This is a genomic window from Terrabacter terrae (assembly GCF_039529575.1).
GTDB classification, from domain to species: domain Bacteria; phylum Actinomycetota; class Actinomycetes; order Actinomycetales; family Dermatophilaceae; genus Terrabacter; species Terrabacter terrae.
The window spans coordinates 43361-62456 of the sequence record NZ_BAAANB010000003.1 but is presented as its reverse complement, the minus strand read 5'-3'; the positions used below and the strand labels follow the sequence as shown (position 1 = coordinate 62456).

Genomic DNA, 19096 nt, shown 5'->3' with positions numbered 1-19096 from the left:
GTTGGGATGACGTGTCACCTTCCCCTCTACGACCCGCCACGTCGGGTGTGCGCCTTCGCGACCTGACCTCCTGGACGGGGGAGGGCACCCGCGTGCTCGTCACCGACCCGGCCGGCCCCGCCCACGCGCACTCCGACCACCTCTCCGACGTGCTGGTCACCGGCGTGACCCTGGACAGCCGTGCGGTCCTGCCCGGAGACCTGTATGCCGCCCTCCCGGGCTTCAACCTCCACGGTGCCCACTTCGCCGAGAGCGCCGTGGCTGCGGGGGCCGTGGCCCTGCTGACCGACGCAGCCGGATGGGCGCAGCTGAGCGAGCCGGGGCGCACGCGCGCCGTCGCCCGTGCCCGCATCGCCTCGGTGCCGGTGCTCGTCGCCGACGACCCCCGCGCGGTGCTCGGCGACCTCGCGGCGCACGTCTACGGCGACCCCTCTCGCGACCTCACGATGATCGGGGTCACCGGCACCAACGGGAAGACCACGACCGCCTACCTCGTCGAGTCGGCACTGCGCGCCCACGGGCAGCGCACCGGGCTCATCGGCACGGTCGAGACCCGCATCGGCGACGAGCGCATCGAGTCGGTGCGCACCACGCCCGAGGCCACCGACCTGCACGCCCTGCTCGCGCTGATGCGCGAGCGGGGACTGGACGCGTGCGTCATGGAGGTCTCCAGCCACGCCCTGCAGCTGCATCGCGTCGACGGGGTGGTCTACGACGTCGCGCTCTTCACGAACCTCTCGCAGGACCACCTCGACTTCCACCCGTCGATGGACGACTACTTCGCCGCCAAGGCCTCCCTGTTCACGCCCCGGCGAGCGCGCCGGGCCGTCGTCTGCGTCGACGACGAATGGGGCCGCAGGCTGGCGCGGGAGGCGACCGTCCCCACGACGACGCTCGCCACGACGCCCGGGGACGCGGACACCCCGCACACGGCCGACTGGGTCGTCGAGGGCGGCACGGCCGGCGCGTTCTCGCTGCGCCACAGCTCCGGGAGCGTGGAGATGTCGCTCGTCTCGCACCTGCCCGGCGACTTCAACGTCGCCAACACCGCGCTCGCCGCCCTCGCACTGCTGTCGCTCGGCCTCGAGGCCGCCGACGTGGAGGCCGCCATGGCCGTGGCGCCGGAGGTGCCCGGCCGGATGGAGGTCGTCTCACCGGGCGGCCACGAGGGGCCGCGGTGCATCGTCGACTTCGCCCACACGCCCGACGCCGTCGACGCCGCCCTCGCCGCGCTGCGGCCCTCCACCCCCGGACGCCTCATCGCCGTGCTGGGTGCCGGCGGCGACCGCGACCGTGGCAAGCGCCCCGCGATGGGTGCTGCCGCGGCCCGGCAGGCCGACGTCGTCGTCGTCACCGACGACAACCCCCGGTCGGAGGACCCCGCCGAGATCCGCGCCGCGGTGGTCGCAGGCGCCCGGGAAGAGGTCGGTTCGGGCTCTGCGCGGGCACGCGAGATCATCGACGGCGGCAGGCGCTCGAACGCCATCGCCGAGGCCATCGCCCTCTCGGTGGTCACCGCCGGCAAGGACCGCCCCGTCGACACCGTCGTGGTGCTCGGCAAGGGGCACGAGAAGGGTCAGGAGATCCACGGAGTGAAGCACCCGTTCGACGACCGCGACGCCGTGCGCGCCGCCCTCGCAGCCGTCAGCTCGACGACGGACGTGGAGGTCACGTCGTGATCCCCATGTCGCTCGCGGAGGTCCGCGACCTGACCGGGGGAGTGGTGCACGGCACGGACAACCCCGACGCCGTCGTCGTGGAGGGCACCGTCACGACGGACTCGCGCGAGTGCGTCCCCGGCAGCCTCTACGTGGCCCGCGTCGGCGAGGTCGCCGACGGCCACGACTTCGTCGCCGCGGCCGTGCAGTCCGGTGCCGTCGCGGCCCTGACCTCCCGGGTGGTCGAGGACGTGCCCTGCGTGGTCGTCGAGGACGTCCAGACAGCCTTCGGCCAGGTCGCGCGGGGCGTCGTCGACCGGGCACCGGAGCTGCGCGTCGTCGGGATCACCGGCTCGTCGGGCAAGACGAGCGTCAAGGACCTGCTCGCGTCCGTGCTGTCGTCCGTGGCCGAGACCGTCGCGCCCGTCAACTCCCTCAACGGCGAGATCGGCGTGCCCCTGACCGTCTGCCGCGTCACCGAGACGACCCGCTTCCTGGTCGCCGAGATGGGGGCCCGCGGGGTGGGACACATCGACTACCTCACGCGCATCGCGCCACCCCAGGTCGCCATCGTCCTCAACGTCGGCAGCGCCCACCTCGGCGAGTTCGGCTCACGCGAGAACATCGCCAGCGCCAAGGCCGAGCTCCCCCGAGCCGTCCCGGCCGAGGGCCTGGCCGTCCTCAACGCAGACGACCCGCTCGTCGCCGCCATGGCCTCCGGCCTCCGCTCCAGGGTGCAGCTCGTGGGGCTGGCCCCCGAGGCCGACGTGCGCGCCGAGGACGTCTCGCTCGACGAGCGCGGCAGGGCGGCATACACCCTCGTCTGCCCGAAGGGCCGCGCCCGCGTCACGTTGCGGCAGAGCGGTGCCCACCACGTGGGCAACTCGCTCGCGGTGGCCGCGGCCGCCCTCGAGCTCGGGCTGTCGCTCGACCAGGTGGTCGCGGGCCTGTCCGCCGCCGAGGCGGTGAGCCGGTGGCGGATGGAGATCACCGACCGGCCCGACGGGGTCGTCGTCGTGAACGACGCGTACAACGCCAACCCGCACTCCATGCGCGCGGCCCTGGACGCGGTCGTCGCGATGCACGTCAGGGGGGAGCGCTGGGCGGTCCTCGGCGGGATGCTGGAGCTCGGCGCCGACAGCGACGCCGAGCACGCGTCCGTGGGAGCGTATGCCGCGTCGCTCGCGCTCGACCACCTCGTGGCCGTGGGCAAGGGTGCCCGACCGCTCGCCGACGCCTTCCCCGGCGCCGAGTGGGTGCCCGACATCGACGCCGCGCACCGGCTGCTCTCCGCACGCCTGCGCAGCGGCGACCTCGTGCTGCTCAAGTCCAGCCGGGACAGCGGGCTCCGGTGGCTCGGCGACCGGCTGGCCGCCGGTGGCGCAGACGGCGGGCAGGCGCTGCCCGCGCCCGGCACGGCCACCGACGCACAGGCGGTCACGCGGTGAAGGGTGTCCTGCTCGCGGCGTCCATCTCGCTGCTCCTGTCCCTGTTCGGCACGCCGCTGTTCATCAAGTTCCTCGTCAAGCGGGGCTACGGCCAGTTCATCCGCGACGACGGCCCGACCTCGCACCACACCAAGCGCGGCACGCCGACCATGGGCGGCGCGGTCATCATCGCGGCGATGCTCGGCGCGTACTTCCTCTCGCACCTCTTCACGCTCAACCCGCCCACGGCCAGCGGGCTGCTCGTGCTGTTCCTCGCCGCCGGCCTCGGCTTCGTCGGCTTCCTCGACGACTTCATCAAGATCAGCAAGCAGCGCAGCCTCGGGCTGCGCTCGAAGCAGAAGCTGGTTGGCCAGGCGCTCGTCGGCATCATCTTCGCGGGCCTGGCGCTGCAGTTCCCCAACGACCAGTTCCGCACCCCGGCGTCGCTGCTCGTCTCGTTCGTGCGCGACACGAACATCAGCCTGGCACTCGGTGGCAGCACCGTCGTCGGCGTGATCCTCTTCGTCATCTTCGCCAACGTGATGATCGCCGGCGCCTCCAACGGGGTGAACCTCACCGACGGGCTGGACGGTCTGGCGACGGGTGTGTCCACGATGGTCTTCGGCGCCTACGTCCTCATCAGCATCTGGACCTTCAACCAGAACTGCCAGACCAACCCGGGCATCAAGTGCTACGAGGTCCGCGACTCGCACGACCTCGCGCTGGTCGCGGCGGCCGGCATGGGCGCCTGCTTCGGCTTCCTCTGGTGGAACGCCACCCCGGCCAAGATCTTCATGGGCGACACCGGGTCCCTCGCCCTGGGCGGCGCCCTCGCCGGCCTCGCGATCATGACCCACACCGAGCTGCTCCTCGTGATCCTCGGCGGCATGTTCGTCCTCGAGACGCTCTCGGTCGTCGCGCAGGTCGCCTCGTTCAAGACCACTGGTAAACGGGTGCTGAGAATGGCACCGTTGCACCATCACTTCGAGATGGTGGGCTGGAACGAGGTGACGGTCGTGGTGCGCTTCTGGATCATCGCCGGCCTCTTCGCGGCCTTCGGCCTCGGCGTCTTCTACGCCGAGTGGGTGGTGGGGTCCCAGTGAGCTTCGACCCGCTCTACGAGCCCCGCGAGGGCCTCACCCACCGGGACGCCGACTGGTCGGGCCTGCACGTGCTCGTCGTCGGCCTGGGGGTGTCGGGCTTCGCGGCCGCCGACGCCCTCGCCGACCGGGGCGCCCACGTCGTCGCGGTCTCGCGCGACGAGACCGACGCCATCCGCGAGCGCGCGACCATCCTCGAGATCCTCGACGTCGACGTCCGCGTCGGGCCCGAGCACGTCGTGGCGCCCCCGCCCGGCACCGAGCTGGTCGTCACCTCTCCCGGGGTCCCGCCCCACGACCCGCTCATGCTCGCGGCCGCGGCGGCCGGCATACCCGTCTGGGGAGAGGTGGAGCTCGCCTGGCGCATGCGCACCCGGGAGGGGGCGGCGCCCTGGCTGACCGTCACCGGCACCAACGGCAAGACCACGACGGTCAACATGCTCGCCTCGATCCTGCGGCACGCCGGCCTCCGTGCCACCTCGGCCGGCAACGTCGGCACGCCCCTGCTCGAGGCCGTGCTGCACCCCGAGCCCTACGACGTCCTCGCGGTCGAGCTGTCGAGCTTCCAGCTGCACTGGCAGCGCTCGGTGTCGGCCGTGGCCTCCGCCGTGCTCAACGTCGCGCCGGACCACATCGACTGGCACGGCAGCTACGCCGAGTACCTCCGGGCCAAGGGCAAGATCTACGAGAACACCCACCTGGCCTGCATCTACAACGTCGCCGACATCCAGACCGAGCAGCTCGTCATGGAGGCCAACGTCGTCGAGGGGTGCCGCGCCATCGGCTTCACCACCGGCATCCCGGCGCCCTCGATGGTGGGCGTCGTCGAGGACGTCCTCGCCGACAGGGCCTTCGTGGAGCAGCGGCAGCGCTCGGCCGCCGAGCTGTGCACCATCGCCGACCTGCAGGGCGATGCCCCCTCGGTCGCGCCGCACTACCTCGCCAACGCTCTCGCCGCCGCGGCGCTCGCCCGCGCGTACGGCGTCGGTCCCATCGCGGTCCGCGACGGGCTGCGTGCCTTCCGCCCGGACCGGCACCGCATCGCCGAGATCGCGACCGTCGAGGGCGTCCGGTTCGTCAACGACTCCAAGGCCACCAACCCGCACGCGGCCGCCGCGGCGATCCGCTCCTTCGACTCGGTCGTCTGGGTCGCCGGTGGGCTCCTCAAGGGCGCGGACGTCGACAGCCTCGTCGAGGAGATGTCCTCGCGGCTGCGCGGCGTGGTGCTGCTCGGAGCCGACCGCGACCAGATCGCGCAGGCCCTTTCCCGACACGCACCGGATGTCCCCGTCGTCGACGTGGCCGAGACGGACACTGGGGTCATGGACCGCGTCGTCAGGGAGGCCGCCCGCCTCGCCCAGCCGGGCGACGTCGTGCTGCTCGCCCCCGCTGCCGCGTCGATGGACATGTTCACCAACTACGGGGCTCGCGGCGACGCCTTCGAGGAGGCGGTCCGGCGGCACCTGGAGGCGCACGGAGGGCTGGAGTGAGCACGACGACCGCGGGCACATCCATGGGTTCGGCGGCCTCCGGCACGGCGGGCAGCTCGGACGGGCGCCGGTCCCTGCCGGTCATCGGCAAGCTGGAGTCGCCGCTGACGACGTACTACCTCATCCTCGGCGTCACCTCGACGCTCGTGGTCTTCGGTCTCGTCATGGTCTTCTCCGCCTCCAGCGTCGAGGCGCTGCTGGCCGACGAGGCCTCCTACGCCGTCTTCGTCCGCCAGCTGCTCTTCGCCGTGGTCGGCGCGGCCGTGGCGGCGTTCGCCAGCCGTCTGGACGTGCGGTGGTGGAAACGCCTCGCCGCTCCCACGATGGTTGTTGCGATCCTGCTCATGGCTGCCGTCATCCCGCTCGGGCGCACCGTCAACGGCAACCGCAACTGGCTCGCGGTCGGGCCGGTGCAGTTCCAGCCCTCGGAGTTCGCCAAGCTGGGGATCGTGCTGGTGGGCGCGGTCATCTTCGCCAACAAGTCCTCGCGGATGGGCAACCTCGTGCACGTGGCGGTGCCCTACCTCGTCCCGATCTCGCTCGTCGTGCTCGGCCTGATCCTCGTCGGGCACGACCTCGGCACGGCGATGATCCTGCTCGTCATCATCGGCGCCGTGCTGTTGGTCGCAGGCGCGCCCAAGCGGGTCTTCGCGATCGCCGGTGGTCTCGCGGCTGTCGGTGTCGCCCTCATGGTCACGGGCAGCGGCAACCGCACGAGCCGCATCGCCAACTGGCTCAGCCCGGCCTGTCAGTCCGACCCCGACGGCTGGTGCGGGCAGTCGGTTCACGGCATGTACGCCCTCGCCGACGGCGGCTGGTGGGGCGTGGGACTCGGCGCCTCGAAGGAGAAGTGGGCCTGGCTCTCCGAGGCGCACAACGACTTCATCTTCGCCATCATCGGCGAGGAGCTCGGCCTGCCCGGCACCCTGATGGTCCTGGCCCTCTTCGCCATCCTCGCGTGGGCCTGCTTCCGGCTCGTGACCCGCACCCAGGACCGGTTCGTGCGCGTGGCCGGCTTCGGCATCATGGCGTGGCTGCTCGGCCAGGCCATCATCAACATCGGTGCGGTCATCGGGCTCTTCCCGGTCATCGGCGTCCCGCTGCCGCTCGTCTCGGCCGGTGGGTCCTCGCTCGTGACGACCCTCGTCGCCCTCGGCATCCTGCTCTCCTTCGCCCGCAACGAGCCCGGGTGCAAGGCGCTGCTCGACGCGCGCCCCAGCCTCGTCCGCAGGTCCCTCGCGGTGCTCCCCGCCCGGGTGCGCTCCGTGCCGCAACGTCGCAGAAGTCGGTGATCCCGCTGTCCTCGCCCACCTCCGTCCTGCTCGCCGGGGGAGGGAGCGCCGGCCACGTGTCGCCGCTCCTCGCCCTCGCCGACGCCCTGCGACGCCGCCACCCCGACGTGCGTGTCACGGCGCTCGGCACCCGGGAGGGTCTCGAGGCGCGCCTGGTCCCCGAGCGCGGCTACGACCTGCGCTTCGTGCCCAAGGTGCCGCTGCCACGCCGCCCGAGCCCGGACCTGCTGCGCCTGCCGGCCCGGCTCAAGGCCGCGATCGATGCGGCGGGCGCCGCCATCGACGAGACGGGAGCGGAGGTGGTCGTCGGCTTCGGCGGCTACGTCAGCACGCCGGCCTACCTCGCGGCGCGGCGCCGGCACGTGCCCATCGTCGTGCACGAGCAGAACACCACCGCCGGGCTGGCCAACCGCCTCGGTGCCCGGTGGGCCCGCGCCGTGGCCACGACCTTCGCCAGCACCTCCCTGCCTCGTGCCCAGCGCATCGGCATGCCGTTGCGGCGAGAGGTCGCGACGCTCGACCGGGCGGCGCTGCGTCGGGAGGCGCTCGAGCACTTCGGCCTCGACCCCCGGTGGCCGACGGTCCTCGTCACGGGCGGTTCCCTCGGCGCCCAGCGGCTCAACGAGGCCTTCCGAGCCCGCGTGGCCGAGCTGAGCGGCCGTGGAGTGCAGGTGCTCCACGTCACGGGTCTCGGCAAGGAGTTCGCCGCGTCGCCGCCCGCCGCCGGAGCCCCGTACGTCGTCGTGCCCTACGCCGACCGCATGGAGCTGGCGTATGCCGCCGCCGACCTCGTCGTGGCCCGCGCCGGCGCCAACACGGTGTGCGAGCTGACGGCTGTCGGCCTCCCCGCCGTCTACGTCCCGCTGCCGGTCGGCAACGGCGAGCAACGGCTCAACGCCGCCGAGGTCGTGGCGGCCGGAGGTGGGATCCTCGTCGACGACGCAGCCTTCACGCCGGAGTGGATCGACGCCGAGCTCCTGCCGCTGGCCACCGACCCCGACCGGCTGGCCCGGATGGCTGCTGCCGCCAGAGCCCTCGGCGAGCCTGCGGCCGACGAGACGCTCGCCGACCTGGTCGACAGGGCGGCTGCAGACAGGAACCGCACGTGAGCCAGACCCCGCGCACGCCCACCGTCGACGACCCGTTCGCCGCGGCGCGCTTCGACTTCCACGCTCCGGTCCCGAGCGCCGACGAGCTCGGTCGGGTGCACTTCCTCGCCATCGGGGGCTCCGGCATGTCCGGCGTCGCCCGCATCATGCTGGCGCGTGGGATCCGGGTGACCGGCAGCGACGCCAAGGACGTGCCGGTCCTCAAGGCACTCGAGAGCGAGGGGGCCGGCGTGTGGGTCGGCTTCCACGAGGGCCACCAGGAGCGTGCCGACGCGGTGGTGATGAGCTCCTCGATCCGCGACGACAACGTCGAGCTGGTGGCCGCGCGGGAGCGCGGTGTGCCGGTGCTGCACCGGGCGCAGGGCCTCGCGGCGCTCATGGAGGGACGGCGTCCCGTCGCCGTCGCCGGCGCCAACGGCAAGACCACGACCACCTCGATGCTGACGGTGGCGCTGCAGGGCAGCGGCCTCGACCCGTCCTTCGCCGTCGGGGGAGAGCTGGCCAAGCACGGCACCAACGCCCATGACGGTGCGGACGACGTCTTCGTCGTCGAGGCCGACGAGAGCGACGGCTCCTTCGTCGTCTACCGTCCCGAGGTCGCCGTGGTCACGAACGTGCAGCCCGACCACCTCGACTTCTACTCGAACTTCAACGTTGTGCAGGCGGCGTACGACGCGTTCGTGGGGACCATCCGGCCCGGAGGCCTCCTCGTGACCTGCGCAGACGACCCGGGCGCGGTCGCGCTTTCCGAGCGCGCGCGGGAAACAGGTACGCGCGTGGTGACCTACGGCTTCGACGCCGCCGCCGACGTGGTCCTGCGCGACTACGAGCAGGACGGTGTCACGGCCTCGGCCACCGTGTCCGACGCGGGCACCGAGCGACGCATGACGCTGGGTGTGCCCGGCCGCCACAACGCCCTCAACGCCGCGGCCGCGTACTCAGCCGCAGTGCACGGCCTGGGGCAGGAGCCCGAGCGTGTCCTCGCCGGGCTGGCCTCCTTCACGGGGACCCGGCGGCGGTTCGAGCCCAAGGGGGAGGCCGGCGGGGTCACCGTCGTCGACGACTACGCCCACAACGCCGGAAAGGTGGCCGCAGTCGTCGAGACCGCCAAGGAGCTCGTCGGCGGCAGTGGTCGGCTCGTCGTGGTCTTCCAGCCGCACCTCTACAGCCGCACGCGTGACTTCGCTGTGCAGCTCGGTGCCGGTCTCGCGCCCGCCGACGTCGTCGTGGTCATGGACGTGTACGCCGCCCGTGAGGACCCCGTGCCGGGCGTCTCCGGGCACCTGGTGGCAGACGCGGTCTCGGCTGCGCGGCCGGACGCCGAGGTCCACTACGTCCCGTCGTGGTCCGAGGTGGCCGAGCAGGTGGCGTCCCTGGTGCGACCCGGTGACCTCGTCCTCACCGTCGGCGCGGGCGACGTGACGATGGTCGGCCCGGAGGTGCTGCGGGTCCTCGGGGGCGAGCAGCCGTGATGGCCGAGCAGGGTGGAGCCCGCAGGCGACTGGCCGGCAGGGGGCTCGCGTCCTCGCGGACCCGTTTCGAGCGTCGTGCGGCCGCCGCACGGCGTAGGCCCCGCCTCGTGGCCGCCGTCCTCGCGGTGGTCGTGCTGGTCGCCGTGCTGGCCGTCTGGCTGGGGTGGTTCAGCAGTGCTCTCACGGCATCGAGGGTCGAGGTCCGCGGCGTGCCTGCGGCGGCCTCGGGCCGGGTTCGCGCGGTCGCCGCGGTTCCTCTCGGGGGTCCGCTCCTGCGCGTCGACACCGCCGCCGCCGCCGAACGGCTCCTCGCGGACAAGGCCTGGGGGCGGGTGACGGTCACGCGAGCGTTGCCCGACACCGTCGTGATCAGCGTCACCCCTCGAGTCGCCGTGCTCGCCGTCCGCAACCCTCAAGGTGAGGTGGACGTCGTGGATCGCGACGGCGTCGCCTTCCGCACCGTCGGTGCACCGCCGAAGGACGTGCCGCTGGTCAGCTCCGGTGCCGCCCAGGTCACCAAGGCCGGGGTGGAGGCCGCCCTGCAGGCCCTGGGCTCCCTCGAGCCCTCGCTGCGTGACGAGGTGTCCGGCGTCTCGGTGTCCACCGCCGACCAGGTGTCCTTCACGGTCGCGTCGAAGGGTAAGGAGCGCAAGACGGTGGTCTGGGGCGGCGCGGGTGACGGACCCCGCAAGGCCGAGCTCGTGAAGATCCTGCTGCCCGAGCCCGGTTCCACGATCGACGTGAGCGTGCCGTCCTCTCCCGTCACGCGTTGAGCGAGCGGCACCACGCCACGGTGCAACCCCGACATACCGGTGGTTGTCGGTGCGTGGGAGGCTTGGCCCAGGCGTCCGCAGGGTGCTTGTGGTGCGGATGTTGCTGCTGGGGCGCCGCCTCCGGAAACGGGGCAATCCCCGGGACGACACGCCGGGCCGTGGGTTGATCGGCCCTACGGCTCGTCATACCGTCAGGGCACTGGTTCGTGACCAAACTGTAACCTTTAGGTCTACGTTTAAGGTTTGAGGGCTTACAGGCTCGGGGCGAGCCGCACCAACGGGAGCCTCGAGCAGACCAGCCAAGACCAGCCAAGACCAGTCAGACCTTCGTCACAGGGCGGCGCAGCATCGCCGCCCGTCCCCAGCCCACCCGCAGCACGGCACCACCAGTCAGGAAGGCCCACTCTCGTGGCAGCAGCACCGCAGAACTACTTGGCCGTCATCAAGGTCGTCGGCATCGGCGGCGGCGGCGTCAATGCCATCAATCGCATGATCGAGGTCGGCCTCAAGGGCGTCGAGTTCATCGCCATCAACACCGACGCCCAGGCGCTGCTCATGAGCGACGCCGACGTCAAGCTCGACGTCGGTCGCGAGCTCACGCGCGGACTCGGCGCCGGCGCCGACCCCGAGGTCGGCAAGAAGGCCGCCGAGGACCACGCCGAGGAGATCGAGGAGGTCCTCAAGGGGGCCGACATGGTCTTCGTCACCGCCGGTGAGGGCGGCGGCACGGGCACCGGTGGGGCGCCCGTCGTGGCTCGCATCGCCCGCGGTCTCGGTGCCCTGACGATCGGTGTCGTCACCCGCCCGTTCACCTTCGAGGGTCGCCGCCGCGCCAACCAGGCCGAGTCGGGCATCGGTAGCCTCCGCGAGGAGGTCGACACGCTGATCGTGATCCCGAACGACCGGCTCCTGTCGATCAGCGACCGCAACGTCTCGATGATGGACGCGTTCCGCTCGGCCGACCAGGTGCTGCTCTCCGGTGTCCAGGGCATCACCGACCTGATCACCACCCCCGGCCTGATCAACCTCGACTTCGCCGACGTCAAGTCGGTCATGCAGGGTGCCGGCTCGGCGCTCATGGGCATCGGCTCGGCCCGTGGTGAGGACCGCGCGGTCCAGGCTGCCGAGCTCGCCATCAGCAGCCCGCTGCTCGAGGCCTCGATCGACGGCGCGCACGGCGTCCTGCTGTCGATCCAGGGCGGCTCGGACCTCGGCCTCTTCGAGATCAACGAGGCGGCCCGCCTGGTGCAGGAGGCGGCCCACCCCGAGGCCAACATCATCTTCGGCGCGGTCATCGACGACGCCCTCGGCGACGAGGTCCGGGTCACCGTCATCGCAGCCGGCTTCGACGGCGGCGGCCCCAGCCAGCGACACGACGAGCGGGCCCTCGGCCACGTCGTCGGGCGGTCGCAGCAGCAGGCCCCCCCGTCGCAGCAGCGACCCAGCACGCCGCAGCAGGCGCCCCAGCAGGCGCCGCACCAGGGAGGCCAGCCCCAGCACTCCAACGGGCAGCCGCAGCACGCCGTCCCGACGCAGCAGCCGATGCACCGTCCGGCCCAGCAGCTGCCCACGCAGCAGCCCGCCGCGCCGGCCCAGCAGCCGCAGCACCAGCACCAGCAGGCGCAGCACCAGCAGCCGCAGCACCAGCAGCAGCCGGTCCAGCAGCAGCCGGTCCAGCAGTCGCACCCGGTGCAGCAGCCGCCGCGCCAGGTGACCTTCGACGAGGGTGACGAGCTGGACGTCCCCGACTTCCTCAAGTAGGACGACGCCGGCGCCGATCGCGGCAGCCGGGAACAGCAGGACCTCACCGCACGGGCGGGAGACGCTCAGGCGTCTCCTGCCCGTCGGCGTGCCGGGTCCGCGATGCCCGCCATCCTGTCCCTGCGCCGTCCCCACCACGCCTCGCTCCCCGTCAGGGGTCCGGGGGGCCGGGCGTTAGGTTGGTCCCCGTGTTCTACTGGCGCACCACCTTCACGTCCGCACCCGGAGCAGCCCCCGTGGAGCTGGGGTTCACGGGTCGGTCGGCCGGACGGGGGAGCGGCGCGTATGCCGGCCTCAACCTCGGCGGCCACGTCGGCGACGACGTCGCCGACGTCGAGGCCAACCGCAAGGCGCTGGCCCACGCGGTGGACCTGCCGCGGGAGCGCATCGTCTTCATGAACCAGGTGCACGGCTGTGACGTGGTCGAGGTCGCGGGCCCGTGGGACGGCGAGACGCCGGCCGTCGACGCGGTCGTCACCCGCGAGAGCGACCTGGTCCTCGCCGTCCTCGTCGCGGACTGTGTCCCGGTGCTGCTCCACGACGCCGACGGGAGCGTCCTCGGTGCCGTCCACGCCGGCCGCCCGGGCATGGTCAACGGGATCATCGGGCGCGCCGTCTCGGCGATGCGCGACCTCGGGGCCACGCGCCTCCACGCCACCGTCGGGCCGTCGGTGTGCGGACGCTGCTACGAGGTGCCCGACGAGATGGCCGCGGCCGCCGTCAGCGCGTCTCGCAGCGCCGCCGCACGGTCGTGGACCGGGACCCCCGCCATCGACGTGGCCGCCGGGGTGGTCGAGCAGCTCGCGGCCGCCGACGTCGCGGTGCAGTGGGTGCCCGGCTGCACCCGCGAGAGCGGTGACCTCTACTCGTACCGCCGCGACGGTCGCACCGGGCGGTTCGCCGGGGTCGTGCTGCGCCGGGCGGTGGCCTCGTGACCGCCGAGGAGCGCGGGCGGCTGGAACAGCTGCGCGACAACCTGGCCGCCGTCCACCAACGCATCGAGCGGGGCTGCGCCGACGCGGGTCGGGATCCCGGCGAGGTCACCCTCGTGGTCGTCACGAAGTTCTTCCCGGCCTCCGACGTCCTGCTGCTCCACCGCCTCGGCGTGCGCAACTTCGGGGAGAACCGCGACCAGGAGGCCGTCGAGAAGTTCCGCGATGTCCGGCGGGTCCTCTCGGCCACCGGTGAGCCCGAACCCCTCCTCCACTTCATCGGGCAGCTGCAGAGCAACAAGGCCGGCCACGTGGCGGCCTACGCCGACGTCGTGCAGTCGGTCGACCGCCACAAGCTGGTGACCGCCCTCGCCCGAGGCGCCCGCACGCACGACCGTCGCCTGCTCCTGCTGCTCCAGGTCAGCCTCGACGCAGACACCTCCCGCGGAGGCGCCCTGCCGGAGCACCTCGATGCGCTCGCCGACGCGGTGGCGGCGGAGGACCTGCTGGACCTGCGCGGCGTCATGGCGGTCGCACCCCTGGGAGCCGACCCGGACGCCTCCTTCGCGCGCCTGCGGGAGGTCGCCGACGGCATACGTTCTCGGCACCCCGGGGCGGGTTGGATCTCGGCGGGGATGAGCGGGGACCTGGAGGCGGGGCTGCGCCACGGTGCGACACACCTGCGTGTCGGTACCGCAATCCTCGGTTCACGCCCGTCACTTCTGTAACGTCGGCGGAGATCACAATTCGACGTTCTGGGAGTTGGCCATGGCAGGGGCACTGCGCAAGACGATGGTGTACCTCGGACTCAGCGAGGAGGACCAGCGTCATGACCGTTACGACGACTACGACGCCTACGACGAGTCCGACCGCTACGACGACGAGAGCGAGCACACCGCGGCCGTGACCCAGCTTCCCACCAAGCGACCCGTGGCTGCCGTCGTGCGCGACGTCGAGGTCGGATCCCTCAACCGCATCACGACGATCCACCCGCGCACCTACAACGAGGCCAAGAACATCGGCGAGTGGTTCCGCGACCAGGTCCCGGTCATCATGAACCTCAGCGACATGGACGACGCCGACGCCAAGCGTCTCGTCGACTTCGCCGCGGGTCTGGTCTTCGGGCTGCACGGCACGATCGAGCGCGTCACCTCCAAGGTCTTCCTGCTCTCGCCGGCACACGTGGAGATCTCGGCCGACGAGCCGGAGCCCCCCGCGTCCGCCCGCGGCTTCTTCAACCAGAGCTGAAGACCGCGGTCCTCCACCACGAGCGGGCCTCACCGAGCGCCCGGCGCCCCGTCCGCGTTTCGCTCCTGCGCGCAGATCAGGGACACTGACCACCATGGATGTGTTCTGGACGATCTACGGGGTGGTCGTCTTCACCTTCTTCATCGCGCTCATCGGTCGCTTCGTCCTCGACTGGGTGCAGGTGCTGGCCAGGTCCTGGCGCCCCGCGGGGGTCGTTCTCGTCCTGGCCGAGGCGGTCTACACGGTCACCGACCCGCCGCTGCGAGCCCTGCGCAAGGTGATCCCGTCCCCCAACATCGGGGGCGTGCGGCTCGACCTCAGCTTCCTCGTCCTGATGCTGCTGACGTCCTTGGCCCTGAACGTCCCCAACTACTTCTGACTTTCCCGTTGTTCCTCGAGCCCGGGCGGCCGCACGTTGCTTTGGTCGCCGCAGGAGTCGTTGGATAGCGTTGACCCGAACCATTACGTCTGCATCGAGGTGACCCATGGCGCTAACGCCGGAACAGGTGCTCAACAAGCACTTCCAGACCACGCAGTTTCGCCGTGGCTACGAGGAGCGGGACGTTGACGACTTCCTCGACGAGATCGTGGCCGAGATGCGCTCGCTCATCGAGCAGCGTGACGACTACCTGAAGCAGCTCAACGACTGCCGCGCGAGCAAGAACCAGTCGGCCGTGCGCGCCGACGGGCCGACGGCTGCCATGCCGGCGGTCGCGCGCCCCGGCGAGGAGGCCAAGCTCGGCGGGCTCACCGCCAAGATCCAGGACGCGGAGCGCGCCTTCAAGGCCGCCAGCGAGCGCGCCGCCAAGGCGAAGGCGGAGGCCGAGAACGCAGAGCGTGTGGCCAAGGAGCGCATCGAGCGCGCCAAGGCCGAGGCCGAGCGTGCCGAGGCCGCCGCCAAGTCTGCCGTCGACTCGCAGGCCCTCAACGACGCGCAGGCCAGGCTGAACGCCCTCAACTCCCAGGTCGCCGACGCCGAGGCGCAGCTGGCCAAGGCGCAGGAGAACGCGCGCTCCGCCGAGGAGCGCGCCGCCCGGGCCGCGCAGGACGCGGAGACCGCCCAGGTCGAGGCCGCCCGCATCCGCGAGGAGTCGGCCAAGGCACCCGCAGCCGCTCCCGCTCCCGCCGCCGCAGAGGCGCCGGCCAACGCGCCGGCCGGCAACCTCGACGCCGCCGGCGTCATCGCCCTCGCCCAGCGCCTGCACGACGAGCACGTGGCCGCCGGTGAGAGCCGCCGCGACGAGCTGATCTCCGAGGCCGAGAACCGTCACCGCGAGATGGTCGAAGCCGCCCAGGCCCGCCACGACGAGCTCGTCAACGCCGGGCAGAGCCGCCACGAGCAGGCCACGAAGGAGGCGGAGCAGATCTCGGCCGAGGCGGCGTCGCAGCGTGACCAGATGATCGCCGAGGCCACGTCCCAGCGTGACCAGATGATCGCCCAGGCCACCTCGCAGCGTGACCAGATGCTCGCGGAGGCGACCTCGCGGCGCGACGAGATGCTGACGGAGGCCCGCGAGCGAGCCACCGGCATGGTCGCCGAGGCCCAGCAGAAGAAGGCGGCCCTGCTCGAGGAGCTCGACAAGCAGAAGGGCCTGCTCGACCGCAAGATCGCTGAGCTCCGCGGGTTCGAGAAGAACTACCGCTCCAACCTCAAGTCCTACATCGAGAGCCAGCTGCACGACCTCGACGGCAGCGCCCAGGAGCCGGCACACGTCGGCGCCGGCGAGGGCAGCCAGGACTGAGCCCCCCACCTCGACAGACGCACCAAGGCCGCCCGGACCAACATCCAGGCGGCCTTCGGTGTACCGAGGGACGAACACTTGGTACGCATTTGCGTTTCGCGTTTGTGTGCGACCCGCACGAGGCTTATTGTCAGCCCCACTTGTCAGCGTCGACGGTGTGACGACGGAGGGTCTGATGGCGAAGAAGACGGCAGCGCCGAGCTCCGCGGTCAAGCGGTCCACGCCGGCCCGGGCCGGTGCGGCCACCACCGGCACGGCCAAGAAGGCGCCGACGGGTACGACGGACAAGACGGCCGCTGTCGAGAAGACGGCAGCAGGGCGCTCCAGCGCCGCTGGAGGCAAGGTCGCCGCGGCGGCATCGACGGTGAAGAAGGCGCCGACTCCCACCAGCACCAAGGCAACGGGCGAGACACCGGGCAAGACGGCCAGCAAGACGAGCAGCAGGACGGCATCTGTCACAAAGGCCTCCTCGGAGCCGGGCACCCGGTCGACGAAGAAGCCGACGAGCGGGCAGCCGGTCGCGCGAACGGGCGCGCCGACCACGAGGTCGGCGCCCAACCCTGCTGGCAAGGTCGCTGAAAAGCCGGCAGCGGCAGGCACGGCGAGCGCGGCACAGCCGGGCGCGAGAAGCACGAAGGCTCGAAAGGCCAGCGCGGAGAAGGCCGGCGCGGACACCATGAGCGCTAGCAGCACCCAGGCACAGAAGAAGAACACGTCCGGTCGCGCCACCAGCACGGCGGCGCAGACCCGGTCGACGGCGGCGAAGCAGACGTCCGCCACCACCTCATCCCGAGCAGGCGCCGGGGCTGCCAAGCCCGCAGCGAAGGCGCCTGCACCTCGAACCAAGAAGGCAGCTGTGACGACGAGCTCAACCGCACCGCGCGCGACGGCCACGAAAGCCGCAACCAAGAGCGCAGCAAAGACCACCCGCACGTCCGTCGACGCGGCCAAGCTCAGTGAGCAGCTGCGGGTCAAGGACGACGAGAGCCCCTGGAGCGAGGAGGAGATCACCGAGGTCCGCGGAGTCCTGCTCGACGAGATCGGGCAGCACCGCGTCGAGCTGAAGCTCGCCGAGGACGAGCTCGACGACCTGCTGCGCGCCACGGGCGACGGCGCCGGCGACGACCAGGCCGACGCGGGCGCCAAGACGGCCGAGCGCGAGCACGAGATCTCGGTGGCCGCCAACGCCCGCGCCAGCCTGCGCCAGGCGGAGCACGCGCTCGAGCAGCTCGAGGCCGGCACCTACGGCATCTGCGAGGACTGCGGCAACCCCATCGGCAAGCTTCGACTTCAGGCCCGTCCTCGTGCGACCCTGTGCATGACATGCCAGGAGAAGCAGGACCGCCACTGACGCCCGATCACGCCACGTCGACCCCCCGCGCGGGGGTCGACGGCGTGTCCACCACTACGAACACACCCGCCGACCCAACCGCGGGCACCCCCGCGAACGAGTCCGCGGCCCCAGCCCCCGTGACCGCGCCCAGCCCCGACCAGAGCCGACCGGCGCCCGACCGGCGCAAGCGCCTCTTCGCGGTGCTCGGCGTCGTCGCGGTGCTCGCCTACGCCAGCGACCAGCTGACGAAGGCGGTGGCCCTCGACACCCTCGCCGACGGCGAGGCACATCCGTTCCTCGGCCAGCTCATCCGACTGCGGCTGATCGGCAACCCCGGTGCGGCGCTCTCGCTGGGCGCCGGCAGCACGTGGATCATGACCGGAATCGCAATCGCGGTGCTCGTCGCGATCGTGGTGGTGGCCCGCCGGCTCGGGTCGCGCGCGTGGGCCATCGCCCTCGGCCTGCTGCTCGGGGCGGCGCTGGGCAACCTGACCGACCGCTTCGTCCGACCGCCCGGTGGCGGGCAGGGCCACGTGGTCGACTTCATCGACTACCACTGGTTCATCGGCAACGTCGCCGACATCTGGATCGTCTCGGCCGCCGTCCTCATCGTCATCCTGGCGATGGTCGGCATCGGCGTCGACGGCCGCCGTGACCAGCGCGACCACAGCAGCCGCGGGGGCACCGGAGGCGACGAGCATGCCTGACGTCCGCACCGTCCTCGTCCCCGACGGGCTGGAGGGGGAGCGCGTCGACGCCGGTGTCGCCCGGCTCTTCGGCGTCTCCCGCACCAAGGCGGCCGACCTGGCCGCCGACGGCCACGTCGTGCTCGACGGCAAGGCCGTCGCCAAGTCGGAGCGCCTGTTCGCCGGCGCGATGCTCGAGGTGTCGCTGCCGAGCGCCCAGGAGAGCCCGAGCCTGCAGGTCATCGCCCAGCCGGTGCCCGGTATGGCGATCGTCCACGACGACGACGACATCGTCGTCGTCGACAAGCCCGTCGGCGTGGCCGCGCACCCGAGCGTCGGGTGGACCGGTCCCGACGTCGTCTCGGGGCTGGCCGCCGCCGGCTACCGGATCTCCACGTCGGGGGCTCCCGAGCGCCAGGGGATCGTGAGCCGCCTCGACGTGGGGACCTCGGGACTGATGGTCGTCGCGAAGAGCGAGTACGCGTACTCCCGCCTCAAGCACGCCTTCCGCAGCCGCACGGTCGACAAGACCTACCACGCTCTCGTGCAGGGCCTGCCCGACCCCGTCGTCGGCACCGTGGACGCTCCGATCGGTCGGCACCCCGGCCACGACTACAAGTTCGCGGTGATGAAGACCGGCAAGCCGTCGGTGACCCACTACGAGGTCATCGAGGCGTTCCGGCACGCGAGCCTGCTCGACATCCACCTGGAGACCGGCCGCACCCACCAGATCCGCGTGCACTTCGCGGCGCTGCACCACCCGTGCTGCGGCGACCTCACCTACGGCGCCGACCCGAGGCTCGCGGCCCGGCTGAAGCTCGAGCGGCAGTGGCTGCATGCCGTCGGTCTCGGGTTCGAGCACCCCGGCACGGGCGAGTACGTCCACTTCGAGAGCCCCTACCCGGAGGACCTGCAGCGGGCGCTCGACATCGTCGCGACGTTCTAGACCTTCACCCTCCAGCGGAGGTTGAAACCGTCGGGTATGCCGCCCCGGCCCCTTCGTGGGCCGGGGCGGCCTCGTCGTGGGCGAGGTCGACGGCGGGCACGGACCCCCGCGACACCCTCCGGAGCGC

17 protein-coding genes are annotated in these 19096 nt (G+C 72.0%); all 17 read left to right on the top strand.

The features are described 5' to 3' along the window. The first annotated feature begins 11 nt into the window (after positions 1-11). The gene (locus ABD194_RS05685) at positions 12-1679 is read left to right on the top strand and encodes a UDP-N-acetylmuramoyl-L-alanyl-D-glutamate--2,6-diaminopimelate ligase (RefSeq protein WP_343988926.1); all 1668 of its coding nucleotides are present in this window, start codon (positions 12-14) and stop codon (positions 1677-1679) included. Then, positions 1676-3106, top strand: coding sequence for a UDP-N-acetylmuramoyl-tripeptide--D-alanyl-D-alanine ligase (locus ABD194_RS05680; protein WP_343988924.1), 1431 nt, complete (start codon positions 1676-1678; stop codon positions 3104-3106). The genes ABD194_RS05685 and ABD194_RS05680 overlap by 4 nt, the downstream gene beginning before the upstream one ends. Further along, positions 3103-4188 (top strand): phospho-N-acetylmuramoyl-pentapeptide-transferase, encoded by a 1086-nt coding sequence (mraY, locus tag ABD194_RS05675; RefSeq protein WP_343988922.1) that lies wholly within the window; start codon positions 3103-3105, stop codon positions 4186-4188. The genes ABD194_RS05680 and mraY overlap by 4 nt, the downstream gene beginning before the upstream one ends. Beyond that, positions 4185-5675, top strand: a complete 1491-nt coding sequence (gene murD, locus ABD194_RS05670; protein ID WP_343988920.1) for a UDP-N-acetylmuramoyl-L-alanine--D-glutamate ligase — start codon at positions 4185-4187, stop codon at positions 5673-5675. Before mraY ends, murD begins: the two co-directional genes overlap by 4 nt. Next, the gene (gene ftsW / locus ABD194_RS05665) at positions 5672-6967 is read left to right on the top strand and encodes a putative lipid II flippase FtsW (RefSeq protein ID WP_343988918.1); all 1296 of its coding nucleotides are present in this window, start codon (positions 5672-5674) and stop codon (positions 6965-6967) included. Before murD ends, ftsW begins: the two co-directional genes overlap by 4 nt. Further along, complete coding sequence (gene murG / locus ABD194_RS05660; RefSeq protein ID WP_343988916.1) at positions 6964-8076, top strand: undecaprenyldiphospho-muramoylpentapeptide beta-N-acetylglucosaminyltransferase; 1113 nt, start codon at positions 6964-6966, stop codon at positions 8074-8076. The genes ftsW and murG overlap by 4 nt, the downstream gene beginning before the upstream one ends. Further along, positions 8073-9548 carry a UDP-N-acetylmuramate--L-alanine ligase gene (murC, locus tag ABD194_RS05655; RefSeq protein ID WP_343988914.1) on the top strand — a complete coding sequence of 492 codons (1476 nt, stop codon included), beginning with the start codon at positions 8073-8075 and terminating at the stop codon, positions 9546-9548. The genes murG and murC overlap by 4 nt, the downstream gene beginning before the upstream one ends. 107 nt (positions 9549-9655) lie before the next feature. Continuing rightward, positions 9656-10321: a cell division protein FtsQ/DivIB gene (locus ABD194_RS05650; RefSeq protein ID WP_343988912.1), complete on the top strand. Its 666-nt coding sequence runs from the start codon at positions 9656-9658 to the stop codon at positions 10319-10321. A gap of 408 nt (positions 10322-10729) precedes the next feature. Next, positions 10730-12082, top strand: a complete 1353-nt coding sequence (gene ftsZ, locus ABD194_RS05645) for a cell division protein FtsZ (protein WP_343988910.1) — start codon at positions 10730-10732, stop codon at positions 12080-12082. 188 nt (positions 12083-12270) lie between these two features. Further along, the gene (pgeF, locus tag ABD194_RS05640) at positions 12271-13017 is read left to right on the top strand and encodes a peptidoglycan editing factor PgeF (protein WP_343988908.1); all 747 of its coding nucleotides are present in this window, start codon (positions 12271-12273) and stop codon (positions 13015-13017) included. Beyond that, a complete protein-coding gene (locus ABD194_RS05635) occupies positions 13014-13742 on the top strand; it encodes a YggS family pyridoxal phosphate-dependent enzyme (RefSeq protein WP_343988906.1) in 729 nt (242 codons plus the stop codon). Before pgeF ends, ABD194_RS05635 begins: the two co-directional genes overlap by 4 nt. 40 nt (positions 13743-13782) lie before the next feature. After that, positions 13783-14262, top strand: a complete 480-nt coding sequence (locus tag ABD194_RS05630; RefSeq protein WP_343988904.1) for a cell division protein SepF — start codon at positions 13783-13785, stop codon at positions 14260-14262. A gap of 94 nt (positions 14263-14356) precedes the next feature. Continuing rightward, positions 14357-14641, top strand: a complete 285-nt coding sequence (locus tag ABD194_RS05625; protein WP_343988902.1) for a YggT family protein — start codon at positions 14357-14359, stop codon at positions 14639-14641. A gap of 106 nt (positions 14642-14747) precedes the next feature. Then, positions 14748-16004 carry a DivIVA domain-containing protein gene (locus tag ABD194_RS05620; protein WP_343988900.1) on the top strand — a complete coding sequence of 419 codons (1257 nt, stop codon included), beginning with the start codon at positions 14748-14750 and terminating at the stop codon, positions 16002-16004. Between the two features lie 157 nt (positions 16005-16161). Beyond that, a complete protein-coding gene (locus tag ABD194_RS05615; RefSeq protein WP_343988898.1) occupies positions 16162-17355 on the top strand; it encodes a TraR/DksA C4-type zinc finger protein in 1194 nt (397 codons plus the stop codon). Between the two features lie 119 nt (positions 17356-17474). Continuing rightward, positions 17475-18044 (top strand): signal peptidase II, encoded by a 570-nt coding sequence (gene lspA, locus ABD194_RS05610; protein ID WP_343988896.1) that lies wholly within the window; start codon positions 17475-17477, stop codon positions 18042-18044. Further along, on the top strand, positions 18037-18969 hold the full coding sequence (locus ABD194_RS05605; RefSeq protein WP_343988894.1) for an RluA family pseudouridine synthase: 933 nt from the start codon (positions 18037-18039) through the stop codon (positions 18967-18969). The genes lspA and ABD194_RS05605 overlap by 8 nt, the downstream gene beginning before the upstream one ends. Positions 18970-19096: the final 127 nt, after the last annotated feature.

Coding starts and splice junctions, on each gene's coding strand:
- ABD194_RS05630 (WP_343988904.1), top strand. CDS start 13,783: ATGGCAGGGGCACTGCGCAAGACGATGGTGTACCTCGGACTCAGCGAG.
- ABD194_RS05625 (WP_343988902.1), top strand. CDS start 14,357: ATGGATGTGTTCTGGACGATCTACGGGGTGGTCGTCTTCACCTTCTTC.
- ABD194_RS05620 (WP_343988900.1), top strand. CDS start 14,748: ATGGCGCTAACGCCGGAACAGGTGCTCAACAAGCACTTCCAGACCACG.
- ABD194_RS05605 (WP_343988894.1), top strand. CDS start 18,037: ATGCCTGACGTCCGCACCGTCCTCGTCCCCGACGGGCTGGAGGGGGAG.